Annotated in this window: 18 protein-coding genes and 1 tRNA gene; 7 read left to right on the top strand and 12 right to left on the bottom strand. The window is 28.6% G+C overall.

Going from position 1 to position 17,324, the window contains the following annotated elements:
- The 5 genes from Q0K54_RS10345 to Q0K54_RS10325 form a co-directional block, all read right to left on the bottom strand.
- On the bottom strand, positions 1-289 hold a 289-nt coding region (locus tag Q0K54_RS10345), incomplete at its 3' end, for a type IIL restriction-modification enzyme MmeI (RefSeq protein WP_294580985.1).
- A gap of 78 nt (positions 290-367) precedes the next feature.
- Positions 368-565: a SymE family type I addiction module toxin gene (locus Q0K54_RS10340; protein ID WP_294580982.1), complete on the bottom strand. Its 198-nt coding sequence runs from the start codon at positions 563-565 to the stop codon at positions 368-370.
- 245 nt (positions 566-810) lie between these two features.
- Complete coding sequence (locus Q0K54_RS10335) at positions 811-1,335, bottom strand: ABC transporter ATP-binding protein (RefSeq protein WP_294580978.1); 525 nt, start codon at positions 1,333-1,335, stop codon at positions 811-813.
- Positions 1,307-2,617, bottom strand: a complete 1,311-nt coding sequence (locus Q0K54_RS10330) for an FtsX-like permease family protein (RefSeq protein ID WP_294580975.1) — start codon at positions 2,615-2,617, stop codon at positions 1,307-1,309. Before Q0K54_RS10330 ends, Q0K54_RS10335 begins: the two co-directional genes overlap by 29 nt.
- A 150-nt stretch (positions 2,618-2,767) precedes the next feature.
- Entirely contained in the window at positions 2,768-3,325 is a 558-nt protein-coding gene (locus tag Q0K54_RS10325) for a hypothetical protein (protein WP_294580974.1), read from the bottom strand.
- 155 nt (positions 3,326-3,480) lie between these two features.
- On the opposite strand from Q0K54_RS10325, the gene Q0K54_RS10320 reads away from it, so the two are divergent.
- From Q0K54_RS10320 to Q0K54_RS10305, 4 genes are all read left to right on the top strand, one after another.
- Positions 3,481-4,149 (top strand): nuclease-related domain-containing protein, encoded by a 669-nt coding sequence (locus tag Q0K54_RS10320; RefSeq protein WP_294580971.1) that lies wholly within the window; start codon positions 3,481-3,483, stop codon positions 4,147-4,149.
- A gap of 81 nt (positions 4,150-4,230) precedes the next feature.
- Positions 4,231-5,145, top strand: coding sequence for a LysR family transcriptional regulator (locus tag Q0K54_RS10315; protein ID WP_294580969.1), 915 nt, complete (start codon positions 4,231-4,233; stop codon positions 5,143-5,145).
- A 118-nt stretch (positions 5,146-5,263) separates the two neighbouring features.
- On the top strand, positions 5,264-6,391 hold the full coding sequence (locus Q0K54_RS10310) for a 5-methyltetrahydropteroyltriglutamate--homocysteine S-methyltransferase (RefSeq protein ID WP_294580966.1): 1,128 nt from the start codon (positions 5,264-5,266) through the stop codon (positions 6,389-6,391).
- Position 6,392: 1 nt separating this feature from the next.
- Positions 6,393-7,496: a methionine synthase gene (locus tag Q0K54_RS10305; protein ID WP_294580963.1), complete on the top strand. Its 1,104-nt coding sequence runs from the start codon at positions 6,393-6,395 to the stop codon at positions 7,494-7,496.
- A 48-nt stretch (positions 7,497-7,544) separates the two neighbouring features.
- Here the strand turns inward: Q0K54_RS10305 and Q0K54_RS10300 are convergent, their stop codons facing one another.
- The 3 genes from Q0K54_RS10300 to Q0K54_RS10290 form a co-directional block, all read right to left on the bottom strand.
- Positions 7,545-8,192: a hypothetical protein gene (locus tag Q0K54_RS10300; RefSeq protein ID WP_294580961.1), complete on the bottom strand. Its 648-nt coding sequence runs from the start codon at positions 8,190-8,192 to the stop codon at positions 7,545-7,547.
- A 534-nt stretch (positions 8,193-8,726) separates the two neighbouring features.
- The gene (locus tag Q0K54_RS10295) at positions 8,727-10,340 is read right to left on the bottom strand and encodes a nucleoside kinase (protein ID WP_294580959.1); all 1,614 of its coding nucleotides are present in this window, start codon (positions 10,338-10,340) and stop codon (positions 8,727-8,729) included.
- A gap of 661 nt (positions 10,341-11,001) precedes the next feature.
- Positions 11,002-11,077 (bottom strand) — tRNA-Lys (locus Q0K54_RS10290).
- 198 nt (positions 11,078-11,275) lie between these two features.
- Here Q0K54_RS10290 and Q0K54_RS10285 point away from each other — a divergent pair.
- Both Q0K54_RS10285 and Q0K54_RS10280 read left to right on the top strand, forming a co-directional pair.
- Positions 11,276-12,763 (top strand): HAD family phosphatase, encoded by a 1,488-nt coding sequence (locus tag Q0K54_RS10285; protein WP_294580957.1) that lies wholly within the window; start codon positions 11,276-11,278, stop codon positions 12,761-12,763.
- Positions 12,732-13,250, top strand: coding sequence for a phosphatase PAP2 family protein (locus tag Q0K54_RS10280; RefSeq protein WP_294580954.1), 519 nt, complete (start codon positions 12,732-12,734; stop codon positions 13,248-13,250). The genes Q0K54_RS10285 and Q0K54_RS10280 overlap by 32 nt, the downstream gene beginning before the upstream one ends.
- Before the next feature lie 174 nt (positions 13,251-13,424).
- On the opposite strand, the gene Q0K54_RS10275 is transcribed toward Q0K54_RS10280, so the two are convergent.
- From Q0K54_RS10275 to Q0K54_RS10265, 3 genes are read right to left on the bottom strand one after another with little or no spacing between them, the layout of a single operon-like run.
- On the bottom strand, positions 13,425-14,153 hold the full coding sequence (locus tag Q0K54_RS10275; protein ID WP_294580952.1) for a CPBP family intramembrane glutamic endopeptidase: 729 nt from the start codon (positions 14,151-14,153) through the stop codon (positions 13,425-13,427).
- Positions 14,154-14,166: 13 nt separating this feature from the next.
- Positions 14,167-15,012 carry a DUF975 family protein gene (locus Q0K54_RS10270; protein ID WP_294580950.1) on the bottom strand — a complete coding sequence of 282 codons (846 nt, stop codon included), beginning with the start codon at positions 15,010-15,012 and terminating at the stop codon, positions 14,167-14,169.
- Between the two features lie 49 nt (positions 15,013-15,061).
- Positions 15,062-15,397 (bottom strand): type II toxin-antitoxin system PemK/MazF family toxin, encoded by a 336-nt coding sequence (locus tag Q0K54_RS10265; protein ID WP_294580947.1) that lies wholly within the window; start codon positions 15,395-15,397, stop codon positions 15,062-15,064.
- 111 nt (positions 15,398-15,508) lie between these two features.
- Here Q0K54_RS10265 and Q0K54_RS10260 point away from each other — a divergent pair, with 111 nt between their 5' ends.
- Positions 15,509-16,162: an HAD family phosphatase gene (locus tag Q0K54_RS10260; RefSeq protein WP_294580945.1), complete on the top strand. Its 654-nt coding sequence runs from the start codon at positions 15,509-15,511 to the stop codon at positions 16,160-16,162.
- Positions 16,163-16,222: 60 nt separating this feature from the next.
- Here Q0K54_RS10260 and Q0K54_RS10255 read toward each other — a convergent pair whose 3' ends face one another.
- Positions 16,223-17,314 (bottom strand): CDP-glycerol glycerophosphotransferase family protein, encoded by a 1,092-nt coding sequence (locus tag Q0K54_RS10255; protein ID WP_294580943.1) that lies wholly within the window; start codon positions 17,312-17,314, stop codon positions 16,223-16,225.
- Between the last annotated feature and the right edge of the window lie 10 nt (positions 17,315-17,324).

The following is a 17,324-nucleotide window of genomic DNA, read 5'->3' as shown; positions in this document are numbered from 1 at the left end:
ACGGAGTAAGTAAAGTGCCATCCGATTGTTTGATGGGCTTTCTTAAATCCTTTCCAAGCCCTTTCTGCTCAATTAGCACCTTCGTAGAGGGTATCGTTCCGTCAATAAAACTGGTGTGATCCAAATGCACCTGTTCCTCAAATGAGATGAACTGTTCCGGATGCTCAACCCCATATACATCTCGTAATAAAGAAAGCCAGAATGCCTGACTTTCTCCTTTTTCGTATCCTTTTCCTTTCCAATATTCTGAAAAGTTCCTCGCTGCAGCTTTTTGCTGTGCGTCCGTCATATTTCCAACCTCCCATAGGCTATATTTCCACTTACAATGATACAATAAAAACGGGCTTATTACAATTACCCATATAGCCTATTTGAACTCATCAGAGTAGTTTTCAGCAGCTTTAATCACAATGGTTCCTCTATCACATTCCAGAGTGACACGTTTTCCAATTTCAAAGCCAGCTTCCTTGAGCCACTGTCCCTTAAGAATAATTGTAGGAGTCTCTTTATATTTGTATCCGGACTGTCCATAGACTTTCAAATTATGTTTCTTTTTATCTCTCATATTTCTCCTTTTGCTATATTTTATATTCGCCAAATGGTTAAGACATTTCGTCAAAAAATAGGACTTTCGCTGAATGGTTCTATTCACCGCTGAATCGAAATCTACATATAGGGGGTACATATTTTTAGAAAAACACATATCTTGAGAACACTTTTCTTCAAAACTCCACCCCATAAATGTAGATTTTATGCAGGTTTTCAATCGCTAATTCGCAGAAATCCCGTGTTTACGCCACTTTCACGGCTCTATTTTTTCGACCACAAGATATTGTGGTCGTTCCACCGGTGAATAAGACACCGTTGCTTTTCACCACCAGAACATTCATCAGGCTTTCGATTTAACAGATGGGTAATATTAAGGGTTTTAGCTAATTCTTGCACTCGTTTAATAATTTCTTTGGGGTTTGTTTTTGTAAACATGATTGGTGTAGCAATGTTATCAAAAATCGACAACGAATCAATCAGATTATGATTTTGAAAAACAAAACCTAAATGCTGATAACGAAAAGTGCTTAACTTAACATCATTTAAATTCAAGACGTTTTCACCACCAATTTTGACCACTCCACTAGAAACCTGATCTAATGTTGATAGACAATTTAATAACGTTGATTTGCCAGAACCACTTGGCCCCATAATAGCAACAAAATCATGTTCTTTTAACGTAAAATCAATCATATTTAAAGCTCGAAAATTAGTGCCCCGCTTAAAGAAAATATCCGGATCATAAATTTTAGAAATATTATTGGCCTCGATTAAGATATTTGACATTTTTAATGACCTCCATAATTAACTTTCTCCTTACAATAATTTGATATAGACAAATAATCAGATAAGCAATCAATTGACTAATGATGAAAAAATCAACTAAATCGCTATTAACCAAATAATTTCTTATTCCTTGATTAATCGTTAAATAATCAATCAATAATGGTAAAAATAAAACAATAATAGTGAAAATAATAATTTCACAATAATTGATCATTTTAATCGTACTACTTTGATAACCAATGGCTTTTAATATTGCCATAGTTTTAACCTGTTTATCCTTTATTAAAGATATACGATAAACAAAACAAATAATCATAATAATTAAAATTCCGCTAAAACTAATGCTAATTGTCTGATTCAAGCTCTGACAATCAGATAATTGCATAATCAAAAATGTTAAAGCCGTAGTCAAAAACCAATTTATTAAAATTAATGGTGTTAATAAAGCAAACATTTGTTCTAATTGATTTAAAACAAATAAAATTTGATAAAGTTTCAATAATAGATGATCATGTAATAGATCAAATATTAATGGTAAAGAATATTTGATCAACAAAAATAATGCGGCAATTGCAAATAAAAAGTAAAATAATCTATTTGTTATATTACTAAGAATTAATAATTTTGATAACGATGTAACGAAGATCAATCCCGATAAACAACTAACAATCAAATTGAATGTCGGAAATCTTTTTTCCTCTTTATCAACAAGCAACGAATTAAAATAATTTACGCGACTCTTCTTTATCTCCTGGTGATTTAAATATAAGACAATTTTAAATTTGATTTGTGAAAACTTGCCAAAATCTAACAGCAAAACATAAAACAACTTTAAAACCGATAATAACCCATAATAATAAAACAGTGATTTAGTAAACGAAAAATCATGCATATCCCCAAATATCCTGGTTATAAAATTGGTTAATAATAGTGCTAGGATTAAACCAAGAAAACCACAAATAATAAATAAAGGGACAAATTGAACTAATAAATATTGACAAACTTCCTGCAAGTTTCTGCCACTTAATAAAATAATGGAAAATTCATCACTTTTCTTAGCTATAAAGAAATTATTAAGGTATAAAACTAATACAAACGATATCGCAATCATCATCATTAATAACATCTTAAAATAAAAAATAACGATGTCATTATCATTTTTTAAATTAACTAAAATAAATAATAATAAAAACTCAAAACATGATAACAACGTTAAAATAATTACCATCTGTAAATAATTACTTCTTTGCCCTTTTATGATTCTTTCAATGAACCTGATCATTATCCATCCCTTCTTTCTACTTACATCATAATCTAAAAAACGAATTAGTTAATAGCTTTTGTACAAGCGGTCAAAATCATGAATAAAAGACAAAAAAGCTAGAAATCAAAAGATTTCCAGCCAAGTAAAAATATAATTTTACCTAATAAATCAAAAATTATCTTTTTTTAAGGTAATACGATTTACATTATCAAATTCTAAAACACAATCAGGACCAACAATTTTATCTTTTTCAATACTAAATCCAAATCGATCACCATCTTCATCAAATCCACTATAGGATGAATGATACCAGTTATTTCCATTAGTGGTAACCATTGTATTCGTTGTGATCATTACTTTTTCGTCATCTATAATATATTTATTACAAGTAAAATAAACGCTTCTATCATTAGTTATATCCCCATGGCTTTTAAAACAAACATCATATTGGTGATTATCAACAGTAAAAGATACTATTTCCCAAAAGCAATTGCCATCAATCAGGATTTTTTTACCAACTTCGTCATCCATCTGATCTAAGTTTAGTTCAATTTTTATTATTTTAGGATAATTGTTTTGTTTTACTAGATATTTACCAGAGGTAAATTGATATTGTAGCGTATAATTAATTTGACTGTTTTGAATTGCAAAACCAAAATAAATCAAAATTCCTATAATTATTATGCTGGCAACAATCATCAGCAGTTTTATTCTTCGTGCCGTCATTTAAATCATCCCCATTTAAATAACCAAACCCAATTCTTTTCCTCACTTATATTTTATTATAGTTAACTTTAATAAACAACTAAAAAGATATAAACTGATTTATAAGTATTATAGTATATTTCATTATGTTAAAATATAACTAATAAGGAGGAAATATGGAGCCAATACAGTTTATTTTAATCATCTATCTAGTAATTTTTATTACTATCATTATTTCATTAATATTTAAATATCATGAATACTATCAATCAGGCTATTTTCAGGAAACTAAAAAAAGCTTTTTTGAAGTCTATTTCAACAAGGGCACCAGCGGAGAATATGCTTTATATAAACCACTATCAAAACTCCCCGGTTATAAAAAATTTATATTTAATGTCCTTATTCCAAAACCTGATCATCAAACTACCGAAATTGATTTGATTTTACTTCATGAAACAGGCATCTATGTTTTAGAAAACAAAAATTATGGTGGCTGGATTTTTGGCAAAGAAAACCAGCGCTATTGGTGCCAAACTCTTAAAGGTCGCTTTGGTGTCGAAAAATACCATTTTTTTAATCCGATTTTTCAAAACAGAAATCATATTAAATGGCTAAAAAGATATTTAAATAATTATAATTTCCCCTATTTTTCCCTTGTTGTATTTAATGATCGCTGTACTTTTAAAAGCATTTACATTTCTAACCATGATTACAAATTAATCTATTTAAGTGATTTATCCCCTACTATAACAAGTTTAATCAATACCAATAAAAAAATATTATCGATTAATGAAATCGATCTACTTTACAAAAATCTTAAATCTCTTTGTCAAATTACTAAATAATACCGTAATAATGTTTGATTTTCTTAGCTATTAAATTTGTAATATGATAATATATAACCAATTTAGAAAGAGGTGCTATAATTGACATTACAACAACTTAAATATATTGTAACCGTGGCAGAGACGGGAAATATTACTGAAGCTGCCAAAAAATTATTCATTTCTCAGCCCAGTTTAACCAGTGCTATCAAAGAATTAGAAAAAGAAATGCAAATAACTATTTTCATTCGTACTAATAAAGGCGTAACCGTTTCTAATGAAGGTGATACCTTTTTATCCTATGCCAGGCAAATACTAGATCAAGTAGCCTTATTAGAAGAAAAATATTTAAACCAAAAACAATCCAGCCCGAAATTTTCGATATCTTGTCAACATTACTCTTTTGCGGTTAATGCTTTCGTCGATTTAATCAGAGAGTTTGGCGGCAATCAATATGATTTTACTTTAAGAGAAACTCAAACATATGAAATTATTGAAGATGTCAATCGCTTAAAAAGTGAAATTGGTATTTTATATACCAGCTCCAAAAATGAAGAAATCATCATCAAATTAATTAAACAAAACGGTCTGCAATTTAATCAGCTATTTACTGCTAAGCCCCATGTTTTTATTTCTTCTAAACACCCTTTAGCGATAAAAGAAATAATCTCATTACAAGATTTAGAAGACTATCCATACTTGTCTTTTGAACAGGGTGAATATAACTCATTTTACTTTTCAGAAGAAATACTTAGTACATTAGATCGTAATAAAAATATTAAAGTTCGTGATCGAGCCACGCTCTTTAATTTAGTCATCGGTCTTAATGGTTACACAGTCAGTTCTGGAATTATTGATAAAGAATTAAATGGTGAAAATATTATTGCCAAACCTTTAGCTGTTAATGAAAATATGACAATTGGCTATATTACCCAACAAAAATTACCATTATCACGTTATGGAAAAGCTTATATCAAATATCTTAAAAAACATTTAGACATTGAAACAACTAACTAAATAGTTATTAGTCATAGTTTTAAACTATGGCCAATAACTATTTTTTTATATTTTTCAAACTATTAATTTAGGCCTATACTAAAGCTATCTAATTTTTATCTTAATGGAGGTATTACAGTTGAATAGATTACATACACCTTTTCACTATGATTTTGTCGGAAGCTTTTTAAGACCTGATTATTTAAAACAAGCCCGACTAGATTATGAAAATAAAAAAATAACTAAAGAAAAATTAACTGATATTGAAAATCAAGCAATTACCGATTTGATTAAAAAACAAAAAGAACTAGGTTATCATGTCATAACTGATGGTGAGTTTCGAAGAGCAACTTGGCATTTAGACTTTATGTGGGGCTTTAATGGGATTGAACATACTAAAACAACTACCGGAAATACTACTTTTAATAACGAAGCAGCAATGATTGATGATACGTTTATGGTTTCTAAAATATCTTTAGATACTCATCCATTTGTTGAACATTTTAAATTTGTCAAACAATTTGAAGATGAAAATACTATTGCTAAATTAACTATCCCTTCTCCAGGACAATTTTATGCCTATTTTACTGGCAGAGAAAAAACAAGAGAGATGCTTAAATACTATCAAAATCGTCAAGAGTTTGCTGATGATCTAGTTGCCACATATCAAAAATTCATTCATGAAATTTATCAAGCAGGTTGTTATAATTTGCAATTTGATGATTGTGTTTGGGGTGGTTTAGTTGATAAAAATATGGCTTCAGTTTTAACTGGCCGAACTGGTAAAGAACTAGATGCATATAAATTAGAATTATTAGATATTAATAATCGGGTTATCGATGGCAAACCAGATGATATGTATATTAATACCCATGTCTGTCGTGGCAATTATCATTCAACGTTTTTTAGTCAGGGAGCTTATGATAGTGTAGCTGAGTTATTATTTGGTCAAGAAAATGTTGATGCTTATTATTTGGAATTTGATGACGAACGTTCGGGAAGCTTTGCCCCATTAAAATACGTTACTGGTAATAAAAAAGTCGTTCTGGGATTAGTTACGACTAAAACGCCAGAATTAGAAAATAAAGATGAAATAATTAAAAGAATATATCAAGCAGCTAATTATATTCCACTTGAACGCTTGTATCTAAGTCCTCAATGTGGCTTTGCTTCATGTGAAATTGGTAATAAACTAACAGAAAAACAACAATGGGCTAAATTAAAACTAGTCAAAGAAATTGCTAAAGAAGTATGGAAGGAAGATTAAGTTGTTAAATATTAAATATGATATTGTTGGTTCGTTTTTAAGAACTGCTGCAATTAAAAAAGCAAGAAGTGCTTATTTTAATAACAAAATTACGCTTGAAGAATTAAGAAAAATAGAAGATAAAGAAATTGAAAAATTAGTAGCTAAAGAAGTAGCACATGGATTAAAAATAGTTACTGATGGTGAATTTAGAAGACGCTGGTGGCATTTAGACTGGTTAAAGGAATTTGATGGTTTTACTACTAAACATCTAGCTCGAAAAAGAAATGGTATAATAAACCATATCGAACTAGGCATGATCAATGGTAAAATCACTTATGACAGAAATAAACTACATCCAGAAATTGAAGCTTGGGATTTTCTTTATAACTTAGTTAAAAAATATCCTGGTGTTCGAGCTAAAAAATGTATTTCCGGACCTAATATGATTTTAGTTGATCATTTCTTACAACAAGGGATAAAAGATACACCTTATTATGGTCAAAATATCCAGGCTATCATTGATGATATTGCCATTGCTTATCAAGAAGCCATCAAAGATTTATATGATCATGGTTGTCGTTATTTACAAATTGATGATACTTCATGGACCTATATGATTGATGAAGATTTTTTACAAAAAGTTGCTTCATTAGGTTATCAAAAAGAAGAAGTCTTAAAATGGTTTCAAGCAGTATCGACAAAAGCACTGAAAGATAAACCCCAAGATATGACGATTGCTACTCATTTTTGTAAAGGAAACTTTAAAGGCTATCCATTATTTTCAGGTTTATATGATAGTGTAGCTCCGATTATTTGCCAAATCCCGTATGATGGATTTTTTGTTGAATATGACGATGAACGTTCTGGTTCATTTGACCCTTGGGCTTGTTTAAAAAACACTGATAAAACATTTGTTGCTGGTTTAATATCTACTAAGAACCCAAAATTAGAAACTCATGATGAAATCAAACAACGTTATTTAAAAGCTAAAGAAGTAGTTGGAGATATTATTGCTTTATCACCTCAATGTGGCTTTGCATCAGTTGAAGAAGGTAACTGCATTGATGAAGACATCCAATGGCAAAAAATTGATCTTCTAGTATCTTGTAAAGATTTTTTATAACATATCAAAAAGTGTTGTACCTATAAACTACAACACTTTTTAATCTGATTACTCATCTAAAGTAAATTCACGAATCCAATTATCAGCATCATATCGAAGTTGTGCTTCAATCATTTCTTTAAATTCCATACAAAAATAATTTCTTATGATAATTTGTGGCTGAAAAAATGACATTTCATTAAAATATAATGAATTATTCTTTTGAAAATATTTAAATATTTCTAAATCCTCACCTGATAATTCATCTTCTTTAAATTCAATTCTTCCAGTATCATCAGCAATAATACAATTAAAAACCAAATTATATGCTGTATCAATCAAATCATCATTATTCAACCGACTTTCAATTATATTTTTGTTTTGAATAAATAACAAATAAATACATAAATAAATATCATCAGATGGTTTTTTAGCATAAAAATCATTTATAAATTTATTTACCCCTACTTCTATATAATCCATATAGTGATAATAAGATTTTTGTTGATATGATTGTAAATAACTACTAATCATTTGTTTTAAATTAATTGTCAACTGATTTTCTTGATAGTTATTTAAATCATCAATCATATCTTTTAAAATCCGTGATCTTAAACTTGTTTTATTACTATGCTTATTACATAACTCAACTAATAATTCATTTTCTTCATTCGATAATTTATTATCAGCAATAATTGCCTCATATACCGATTTCATCATGATTCCTCCTCTCCCTAATCATTAAATCGATACTCTAGTAAATGAACTAGCCTACAGTTAATTAAAGCACTTTTTTGATTATTTTCAATAGAATTTAATGTAAAAAATATTGCAAAAAAATAATTTTTTACCATTTTTTCTAAATAATCTTTTATTACCTGAATATCAAACAGAAAACAGACTATCTAAAATGAGTAATATTTTTAATACATATCTTATAACTACTTTGATTTTGATTTATTTTTACAATTACCAATAATTCCATTAGCTAACATCTTGTATATTTAAAATTAATATAAAAAGATTAAAAATTATCATTAACCAAAAATGATGAATTCACTGGGATTAAATATTTCTAATCCACTTATTATCGAACTTTCATATTCGGCATTTAAAAGCTATTGTAAATACTTTAGTATTCGTAGAAATAAAACTGCTTGATGATTCATTGATATTACTACCTGCATTGTCTATAGAATATATACGGCAAAAAACGTCGATAGTACAATAGTTTTATCGACGTAAATATTTTTATTGTTCAAAAATGCTATTTCCAACAAATTCAGCCAGAATAGAAACCTGTGGAATATCTACCTGAGCACTGACAAAATAATCTAGTAATTTATTTAATCGATTTGCTTGTATATATTCTTTTTCATCAGGATGAATTTGGGATAATAATTTTTTGGCAATTGGTTTTAAAACTGATAGTTCATAAACCATAGATGTATTAAAAATAAAGTTAGCCTCTTCCTGATAAGGATAAATATATTGGTCTTCTCCTGCTTTTACATTTTTCCAGCGACGAATAGTTTCTTTAGCTTTTGAATTACGAAATTGATAATCACGAACAATACGGCGAATCAAGCGATAATCAGACGTAGGTATATGATTATGATTATCATAATTTAAATGCGTGAGAGCATTAATATAAATTTTAATTTTAGCCTCTTCAGGAATATAAGAAGAAGTACGGGGATTTAAACCATGAATACCTTCAATGATTAAAATATGATCATCATCTAAAAAAGTCGGTTGTGTATCAAAACTTCTTTGACCAGTTTTGAAATTATAATGTGGTAAGCAAACTGATTCATGATGAATCAACTGCAACATTGTTTTATTAAACAATTTTAAATCTACGGCTTCAATATTTTCAAAATCAAAACTTCCATCAGGTAATCTTGGTGTATCATCTCGATTAAGATAGAAGTCATCCATAGATATCGTTATCGGTTTCATTCCTAAGATTCGAAGATGAATACAGAGACGTTTTGAAAATGTTGTTTTACCAGCCGAGCTAGGTCCAGCTATAAGAATCATTCTAACATGATTTTTTTGATGAGCTATTTGCGTAGCCAATTCAGCTAATTTCTTTTCAATCATTGCTTCAGACATTAACATTAATTCTTTGATTTGCCCTTGGACAATCTTTTCATTCAGTTTAGCAACCGTTGGAACTCCTATTAGTTTCCCCCATTCTTCATAATCTTTCATGACCTGAAAGAGTTTAAAATATTGAAAAATAACGTCTTTTTGACCTAAACGCACACCAGGTTCAAAAAATTGTAAAGATAAATCTTTAAGATATGAAGTATTAGGCAACATAAATCCATAAAAATAATCATAGAATCCTTCCATCTGATAAATACTACATACTTCTTTTTGGCGATAGCGCAATAAATCCGCCTTATCTTCAAGATGATTTTGTCGAAAAAAGGATATTGCCTTGTCTTTAGATAGATGATGACGTGTAATAACGTATTTGGCTTGTACTAATTCTTTCATTCTTTGTTTAATTTTAATCGTATCCTGAAGTGTTAGAGGACTTTGCTTTTTAATTGTACAGTATAATCCATCCTGAAATGCAAATTCAACACAAATGGATGCGTCTGGAAATAATTGTTTTGTTGCTACAATAAATAAGAAAGTTAAAGTACGTTCATAGATTTGCTTTCCTGTCATACTGCCAGCCTCGACCCAATTTATTAGTACATCATTATTGATTTCATGATTGAGCTCATAAAGCTTACCATTGATAATCGCTGCGTAAATTTTCTTATCAGGAAAATAAGTTTGAGCAATAGTTTCTAGTGTGACAGGTCGTTGAATATCAATGATGTCTTGATCAATTATAATTTTCATGTCATCACATCCTTTGTAAGATATTCCATAATATTATTATAACGTTTTTTAAATCACAGGTAAAAAGATTTATGATTATTAAAAATAATTGCTGATAGATATCAAATATTTTAAAAATCAGAATGACTAATATCAAATTTATCCCTATCCAATATTTAGTATTATAAATATATAAATGAAAACAGTCGTAAAAGCAATTATATCTTTATTGATATTTTGATATTAAGATTTATAAGAAAAATACAAAAATAAAAGTCTATGATAAAGCAAGAAATGAAAATAAACAATATTTAATGCTTTATATAAATATTTTCTAGAATAGATGGATCAGCAGAATTAACTATTATATCAAGATCATCCAATTTGTAAATGACAACTACAGGTAACCAATCAAGAAATATCGCTTTAATAGTCCTTGCATCCTAATAGTTTTTATTTTTTACTTTTAAATTCTTAATCTCACAGTAATTAACGAACCATGTAATCACATTTTCAAAAGACCGCTTATTGCTATCAGAATCACATTTCTGTCTATTTTTTAACTTAATCCTAGTTCCTCTCACCCTTGTATTTCCTTCTATTTTCATACAAAAAATAAGTAGATTTAATAATAAACAAAAAAAGTCTATAAGTATTGCTACCTATAGACTTTATTAACTAATGGTGTCCCCTTAGGGATTCGAACCCTAGACCCACTGATTAAGAGTCAGTTGCTCTGCCAACTGAGCTAAGGAGACAAGTATAGAACTTTAGTCCAAAATTAACGCATTTGGGAAACAGTCATCGACATATTAAGAGTCAGTTGCTTTGTCAACTGAACTAAGGAGAGATGACAGATATTATATTACAACAATCTAAGCATAAAAGCAAGTGAAAAATAATGAAAAATATAAATAGCTATGATATAATGGTAAAGTGAATGGGGTGATTTATCAATGTTTTATAAACAAAGTGTCAATAATATAAAAGTAGTTATCATTCCCTTAGATGGAGTGCTTCTGGATTTAAATCGATTACGTTTTAACTACTTTAAAAGAATCTGTAAAAAACATAATTATAATATTACAAAAGAGCAATTTGAAAAATCCCTCGGAAATATGAAAACAATGTATCAACAATTTCCTATTAGTGATAATTATGATAGTGATGAAATTAATAATGTGATTGAACGCGATTTATTTGAATATGCTAAATTAAAACCAGATGTAATAAAAAAAGAAGGCACTGAAGAATTATTACATTTTTTTAATCAAAGAAAAATTAAAATTGCTGTTCTTTCAACACATAAAATTAAAGATGCTATTCGTTATTTGCAATTAACAAAACTATACCATCAAATTGATTTTATTATTGGTGGTGACAGTAATCTAGCTCCATTACCTGATCCTGAAGTTTTAAATACTACGATGGAGCAATTAGAAAGCAAACCAGAAGAAACCATGTTGATTGCTAATTTCCCAGCTTTATTAGCTGCTGGTAATCAGTGTTTAATGAATATTATCTATTTAAGTGATTTGTGTCCAGCTAGCGAAAGTATTATTCCTCGAGTATTTAAAGTTGCTAAAAATAATTTGGAAATTATTAATGTTTTCTTATTTACGCCATATGATACCATGGAAATTTATTCACCAATCCTAGGTATGTCTAGTGATATGGATTATGATACTTTAAATCAAACTTATCGTCATTTAATCGAAGAATATCATAATGATCCCCAATTAGTTGAATTAGTTCGCGATACATACCATTATTACTTGGGACAAATTATTAGTGATAATAATTTACCTGATAATTTATCATTATTTGATCAAGAACCAATTATAAATACTAAACAAAAGACCGATAATAATATTAATAAACAAAACACTATCTTCACTAATAAAAAAAATTTATCAAAAGAAAACAGTACCTTAGGCATTGATCCTAATGAGGTAAATCAGCTGATTGATCAAATTAATAAAACAAATGAAAAGAAAAAGCCTAAACATCAAAAGAAAACAATTATTAGAGAACAAGAAGAAATCGAAAATAAAACTATGTTATCTAAGATCATTGATTTTGGATATAATGTAATTATCATTGCTATAATCTCTTTTATTGGTTTACTTTTATATGTTGGATTTGAAGATTTTATCAATGGCCCTGGATTACAATCAAGCATTATTAGAGGCATTATTGATTTTTATTTAATGATTGCCTTAGGACCGTTTAAATTAATTTTTAACGGGTTAAGTTCTATCTTACCAGTTCCTAGTTATCAAGAATTAATTACTGGAAATCAAGTTGTTTCATCTTTGGCTATCGAATTGCTAATGGCAATAATTTTTAACATTATTATCTTCTATCTAGCCAAATATCTTTGTAATTTCATCAAACGAATCGGAGGTCAAGATGAATCTCTTAGCAAAAATACAAGCAGTTGATTATCAAACTTCTCATTTTTTTACCAAATTTTATCATCATCAGTTTTTAAATAAACTGATGATTTTTGTCACCGGTACTGGTGATTTTGGAATGGTCTGGTTAGGATGGATTTTAATTTTAAGTTTTGTCCCAACAACTCGCTTTTTAGCTCAAAAAATGTTATTAGCATTATTAACAGCTACTTTAGTTGGCCAAGTGACCATTAAAACCATAATTAAAAGAAAACGCCCTTGTCATCAATTTAAGGACGTAAAAATGTTAGTTGCAATACCTAGTGATTACTCATTTCCTTCAGGTCATACTACGACTAGTTTTGCCTGTGCAACAACTGTCTTTTATACCTATCCTAAAGTTGGTATTTTTCTAATTGTTTTTGCTTTTATAATGGGATTATCTAGAATTTATTTATTTGTTCATTATTTGAGTGATGTTATTTTTGGTATGATTTTAGGAGTTATTATCGGTATAATAATTATGACAATCTAAATATTATTCCCTTTAGCTAAATAAGATCCATAGATATAGTTAAAGGGTTTTTATTATTCTTAAAAGCATTATATGATAAACAAAAACGAGTTAAGTACATCTCTTAACTCGCTATTTTAGTACATCTAATTTTGAGTGCATATTTTAAAAATAATACATCATAAAATTACTTTTTTAAATAAGCGCCAGTAGTAATACTGCAATCAAGTTTTTAGTTGCATGTAGTAAGATCGGTGCAAATATTGTTTGCTTTTTTTCATATACATATGATAAAGAAAAACCAATAAACATATAAGGAATCAACTGGATCCATTCACTCATATTTCCAGCTAGGATATAATTATAAACGTGTAATAATCCAAACATAAATCCTGATATTATATGCGCCAAGATTTTATTTTTTTGACGTAAACTATTAAAGATTACCCCTCTAAATAACATCTCTTCAACAAATGGCGCAATAATTACTGCCTGAAATCCCATTAACAATATATTTGTCTGCACTAATGATTCGACAAGAACCTGGTTACTAGCATCAGTTGAAGTGTCTAGTAACACCTGTCTAATAAATTCACCAACATATGATAAACCATAAGAAACTAATAAACCAATTGTTAAGACCCAAATTATATTTTCCAATAAATTATCCTTAAAAATCTTCCAATTTTCCTGAATAAAATCTTTAAAAATAATCATAATCGGAATTGCAGTTGCCAACCCAACAATAATATTATAAATAATATTTAAAACATCGCTCGGTATCTTATTACTAATATAAATAATATATAACTGAATCAAAAAATTAAAGATAGTTGGTGCAAAATACAAATACCATGGAAACAATAAGATTACACCAATTGCTTTTTGCCGATTACTTAATTTTACCGTTTCAATCAAATTCAAACAAAACACCTCATTAAATTAAATTCTTATCTTCTAAATCAATTTCTTCATAAAATACAGCTAAACAAACTTCAAGTTCTGCACTATATAAATATGTGGAAATTATCGCTAAAATTAGTTGGTTAATTGCCGTAATAGGAATAATCATAGCAACAACCGTATAAAGTAAAACTACTAAGAAAAACCAGCCAATATATGAAAGATATAAAACTGCTAGAGTCCCTTTATGACCTTTCATCAATCTAACTGACTCACTCATTGCTTTAGCACCACGAATATTATATTTTTCTAAAACATATGGTGTCAAAGCAAAATAAAGTGAAAACATGATAATTACTATCATTAATGCAATTAAGCCAAATAGGATAATTCCACCAATTTGATCATATAATGTAGCTATTTCTACATCAGTCAAATAACTAGAAATATTAGTAGAAGCATTAGATGTCAATATTGCAATAATAGCATCAAATGCCCGATCACTAATTACAAACTTTGAAACGAGTGCAATAATTAAAAATACTAACATAATTAAAATAGTAAATAATATTTCACGAATGAAATATGTTGAAAATAATTGTTTATATCGTTTAAGACCAGCCAAACCATCATCATTGATTGTCAATTCATCACTTCGTTCATTAACCGTTTTTAAAGCTGTTACTACATTTCCATGAACTAGTGGTAGAAAAATTATTCCCAAAATTAATGATGCAAAAGGTATTTGACTACCAATTAATTCTGTTAAATAATTTATCACTGTCGTAATCACACTGATAAAAACAAAAATCGAAATTATATTACTTCGATTCAACGCTATGACACTTCGTGCTTTCGTCTTGATATCTCTTACATTCATACAGATCCCTCCATAGCAATATTATACCAAATATTAACATTAAAGGGAATTATTTGATATCTAAACTAGTTTTTATTGCTTGATTAATCCGTTTCATGATCCTATTGTCAATTTTACCTACTTTTTCTTTAATTCGCTTTTTATCAATTGTTCGAATCTGTTCTAATAAAACCACACTTTTCTTTTCCAACAGATTACTATCAACCAATACATGCGTTGGTAATGGATTTTTGCTTAGTCGTGATGATATTGGTGCAATAATTACGGTAGTCGAATACCGATTGCCTTTATTGTTTTGTAATACAATTACTGGGCGATAACCCCCTTGTTCACTACCTACTACTGGTGATAAATCAGCATAATATATTTCCCCTCTATGTATCATAGTTACAACTCCTTTATTGCAACATATGATATAAATTTATTTTTATTCCTGAAAAAACTAAACCAACTAAAAAATATATGGTATGATAGCACATGTAGTGGAGGTAATAAAATGATTGAAGCAGTTATTTTTGATATGGACGGTTTAATGATTGATAGCGAGCGAGTAACTTATGAAGGATATTGTCATGTCTTAGCCCAAGATAATCTTACCATGAGCGAAGAAACCTACAAAACGCTGTTAGGTAAAACTGTTAAAGCTGTTTATGAACTTTTTGAAAAAGATTATGGAGATAAATACGATGTGGCTGAAGTCATTAAAGAAGTTCATCAATACATTAATGATCGATTTGAAAACGAAGGAGTACCAATTAAAAAAGGTTTAGTTAAATTATTACAGTTTTTAAAAGATAATAACTATAAAACCATTGTGGCAACTAGTTCTCATCGTAATCGAGTCGATAAAATATTAAATCAGGCTGGATTAACTGAATATTTTGATGATTCAATTTGTGGTGATGAAGTAGCTAAAGGAAAACCGGATCCAGAGGTATTTTTAAAAGCCTGTTCAAAACTAAATGTAAAGCCAGAAAATGCTTTAGTATTAGAAGATTCTGAATCAGGTATCAATGCGGCATATAATGCTAACATTAAAGTCATCGCTATTCCTGATATGAAATATCCAGAAGAAAAATATCTTAAAATGACTTATAACGTTATGGATGATTTATTACAAGTCAAAGAATTTTTACAACAAAACAAATAAGTAAAAAGCAGGAATGTGGACTCTAATTTTAAAATATTTCAGTCCTTCCATATCCTGCTTTTACATTAACGATTCAATTAAAGTAACTACCCGTTTAGTATTATGACCATCATGAAATTTAAAAAACAAACGAGAAAAAGTTTCAATATTACCAATCTGATTATTTTTTATAGCCTTAATCAATTCATCTTCGTTATAACAAATCGCACCTGGCATCATTTTTTGATAATCTACAAAGCATCCTAGTGTCTTTAAATACTCATCTAAATCCGGTACAAAAAAATACATTGGTTTTGATAATAAAGAGTAATCAAAGATGATTGATGAAAAATCAGAAATCAACAGATCACTAATTGTAAATAAATCATGAGTATCTTCATCTTTTAAGTTTATGATCCGTTTATCATTAGCCAAAGTACTATTCAATAATAACGGATGAAATTTATAAACTAAAACATAATCTTCACCTAAAGCCTCAACAACTTTTAAAGCATCAAAATCAATAGCACTAAAGCCCTGATACAAATCACCTCTAAAAGTTGGCGCATATAAAATTATCTTTTTATCTTTTAAGATTGGATATTTTTTTAACAGTTTATTTTTAGTTGTTTCAAGATAATCTTGATCAACTAAATGATCAACCCGGGGCATCCCTGTTGTAATTACATGATCACTAGGAACATTAAATGCTAGATGATAGGGTTCTTTCCAATAATCACTATTACTAATTACATAATCATAATTATCGATTGGATATTCCCTTTTAATTACATTACCAAACTTCTTTATGGCCCCAGTGGCATGCCAGATTTGAATTACCGTAACTCCTTCTCGCTTAAAATTACTAATTACATAGTTATTATCAGTAATTAATACAACTTTTGAAGTATTAATAATATAGATTTGTTTTAGACAATTAATCATATAAAGAAAATTATTAACCAGTGATTTTTTCTTATAATTGATTAAGACTGTTTTTAATTGATAATCATCTTTTAAACTCAGCTGATCATAAATCAATTTCAAATCACTTTCTAAATGATTAGACTCATTTGAAACAAAGGCAATCTGGTTAGATTTTATTTTGCATCTTGTTACAAAAATATTGGCAAATGATAATAGTATTTTAATAACGATTTTCTTTAATCCCATGAATTTATCT

Origin of the sequence: uncultured Thomasclavelia sp., from assembly GCF_944324745.1 — a bacterium.
Taxonomy (GTDB): domain Bacteria; phylum Bacillota_I; class Bacilli_A; order Erysipelotrichales; family Coprobacillaceae; genus Thomasclavelia.
Note: the sequence above shows the minus strand (reverse complement) of the source record. Positions and strands in the feature narration are given on the sequence as shown.

What these genes read in the sequence shown, in the direction of transcription:
- Q0K54_RS10340 (WP_294580982.1), bottom strand. Translation starts at nt 565, where the DNA reads ATGAGAGATAAAAAGAAACATAATTTGAAAGTCTATGGACAGTCCGGA.
- Q0K54_RS10335 (WP_294580978.1), bottom strand. Translation starts at nt 1,335, where the DNA reads ATGTCAAATATCTTAATCGAGGCCAATAATATTTCTAAAATTTATGAT.
- Q0K54_RS10330 (WP_294580975.1), bottom strand. Translation starts at nt 2,617, where the DNA reads ATGATCAGGTTCATTGAAAGAATCATAAAAGGGCAAAGAAGTAATTAT.
- Q0K54_RS10325 (WP_294580974.1), bottom strand. Translation starts at nt 3,325, where the DNA reads ATGACGGCACGAAGAATAAAACTGCTGATGATTGTTGCCAGCATAATA.
- Q0K54_RS10320 (WP_294580971.1), top strand. Translation starts at nt 3,481, where the DNA reads ATGGAGCCAATACAGTTTATTTTAATCATCTATCTAGTAATTTTTATT.
- Q0K54_RS10300 (WP_294580961.1), bottom strand. Translation starts at nt 8,192, where the DNA reads ATGAAATCGGTATATGAGGCAATTATTGCTGATAATAAATTATCGAAT.
- Q0K54_RS10295 (WP_294580959.1), bottom strand. Translation starts at nt 10,340, where the DNA reads ATGAAAATTATAATTGATCAAGACATCATTGATATTCAACGACCTGTC.
- Q0K54_RS10285 (WP_294580957.1), top strand. Translation starts at nt 11,276, where the DNA reads ATGTTTTATAAACAAAGTGTCAATAATATAAAAGTAGTTATCATTCCC.
- Q0K54_RS10280 (WP_294580954.1), top strand. Translation starts at nt 12,732, where the DNA reads ATGAATCTCTTAGCAAAAATACAAGCAGTTGATTATCAAACTTCTCAT.
- Q0K54_RS10270 (WP_294580950.1), bottom strand. Translation starts at nt 15,012, where the DNA reads ATGAATGTAAGAGATATCAAGACGAAAGCACGAAGTGTCATAGCGTTG.
- Q0K54_RS10265 (WP_294580947.1), bottom strand. Translation starts at nt 15,397, where the DNA reads ATGATACATAGAGGGGAAATATATTATGCTGATTTATCACCAGTAGTA.
- Q0K54_RS10260 (WP_294580945.1), top strand. Translation starts at nt 15,509, where the DNA reads ATGATTGAAGCAGTTATTTTTGATATGGACGGTTTAATGATTGATAGC.
- Q0K54_RS10255 (WP_294580943.1), bottom strand. Translation starts at nt 17,314, where the DNA reads ATGGGATTAAAGAAAATCGTTATTAAAATACTATTATCATTTGCCAAT.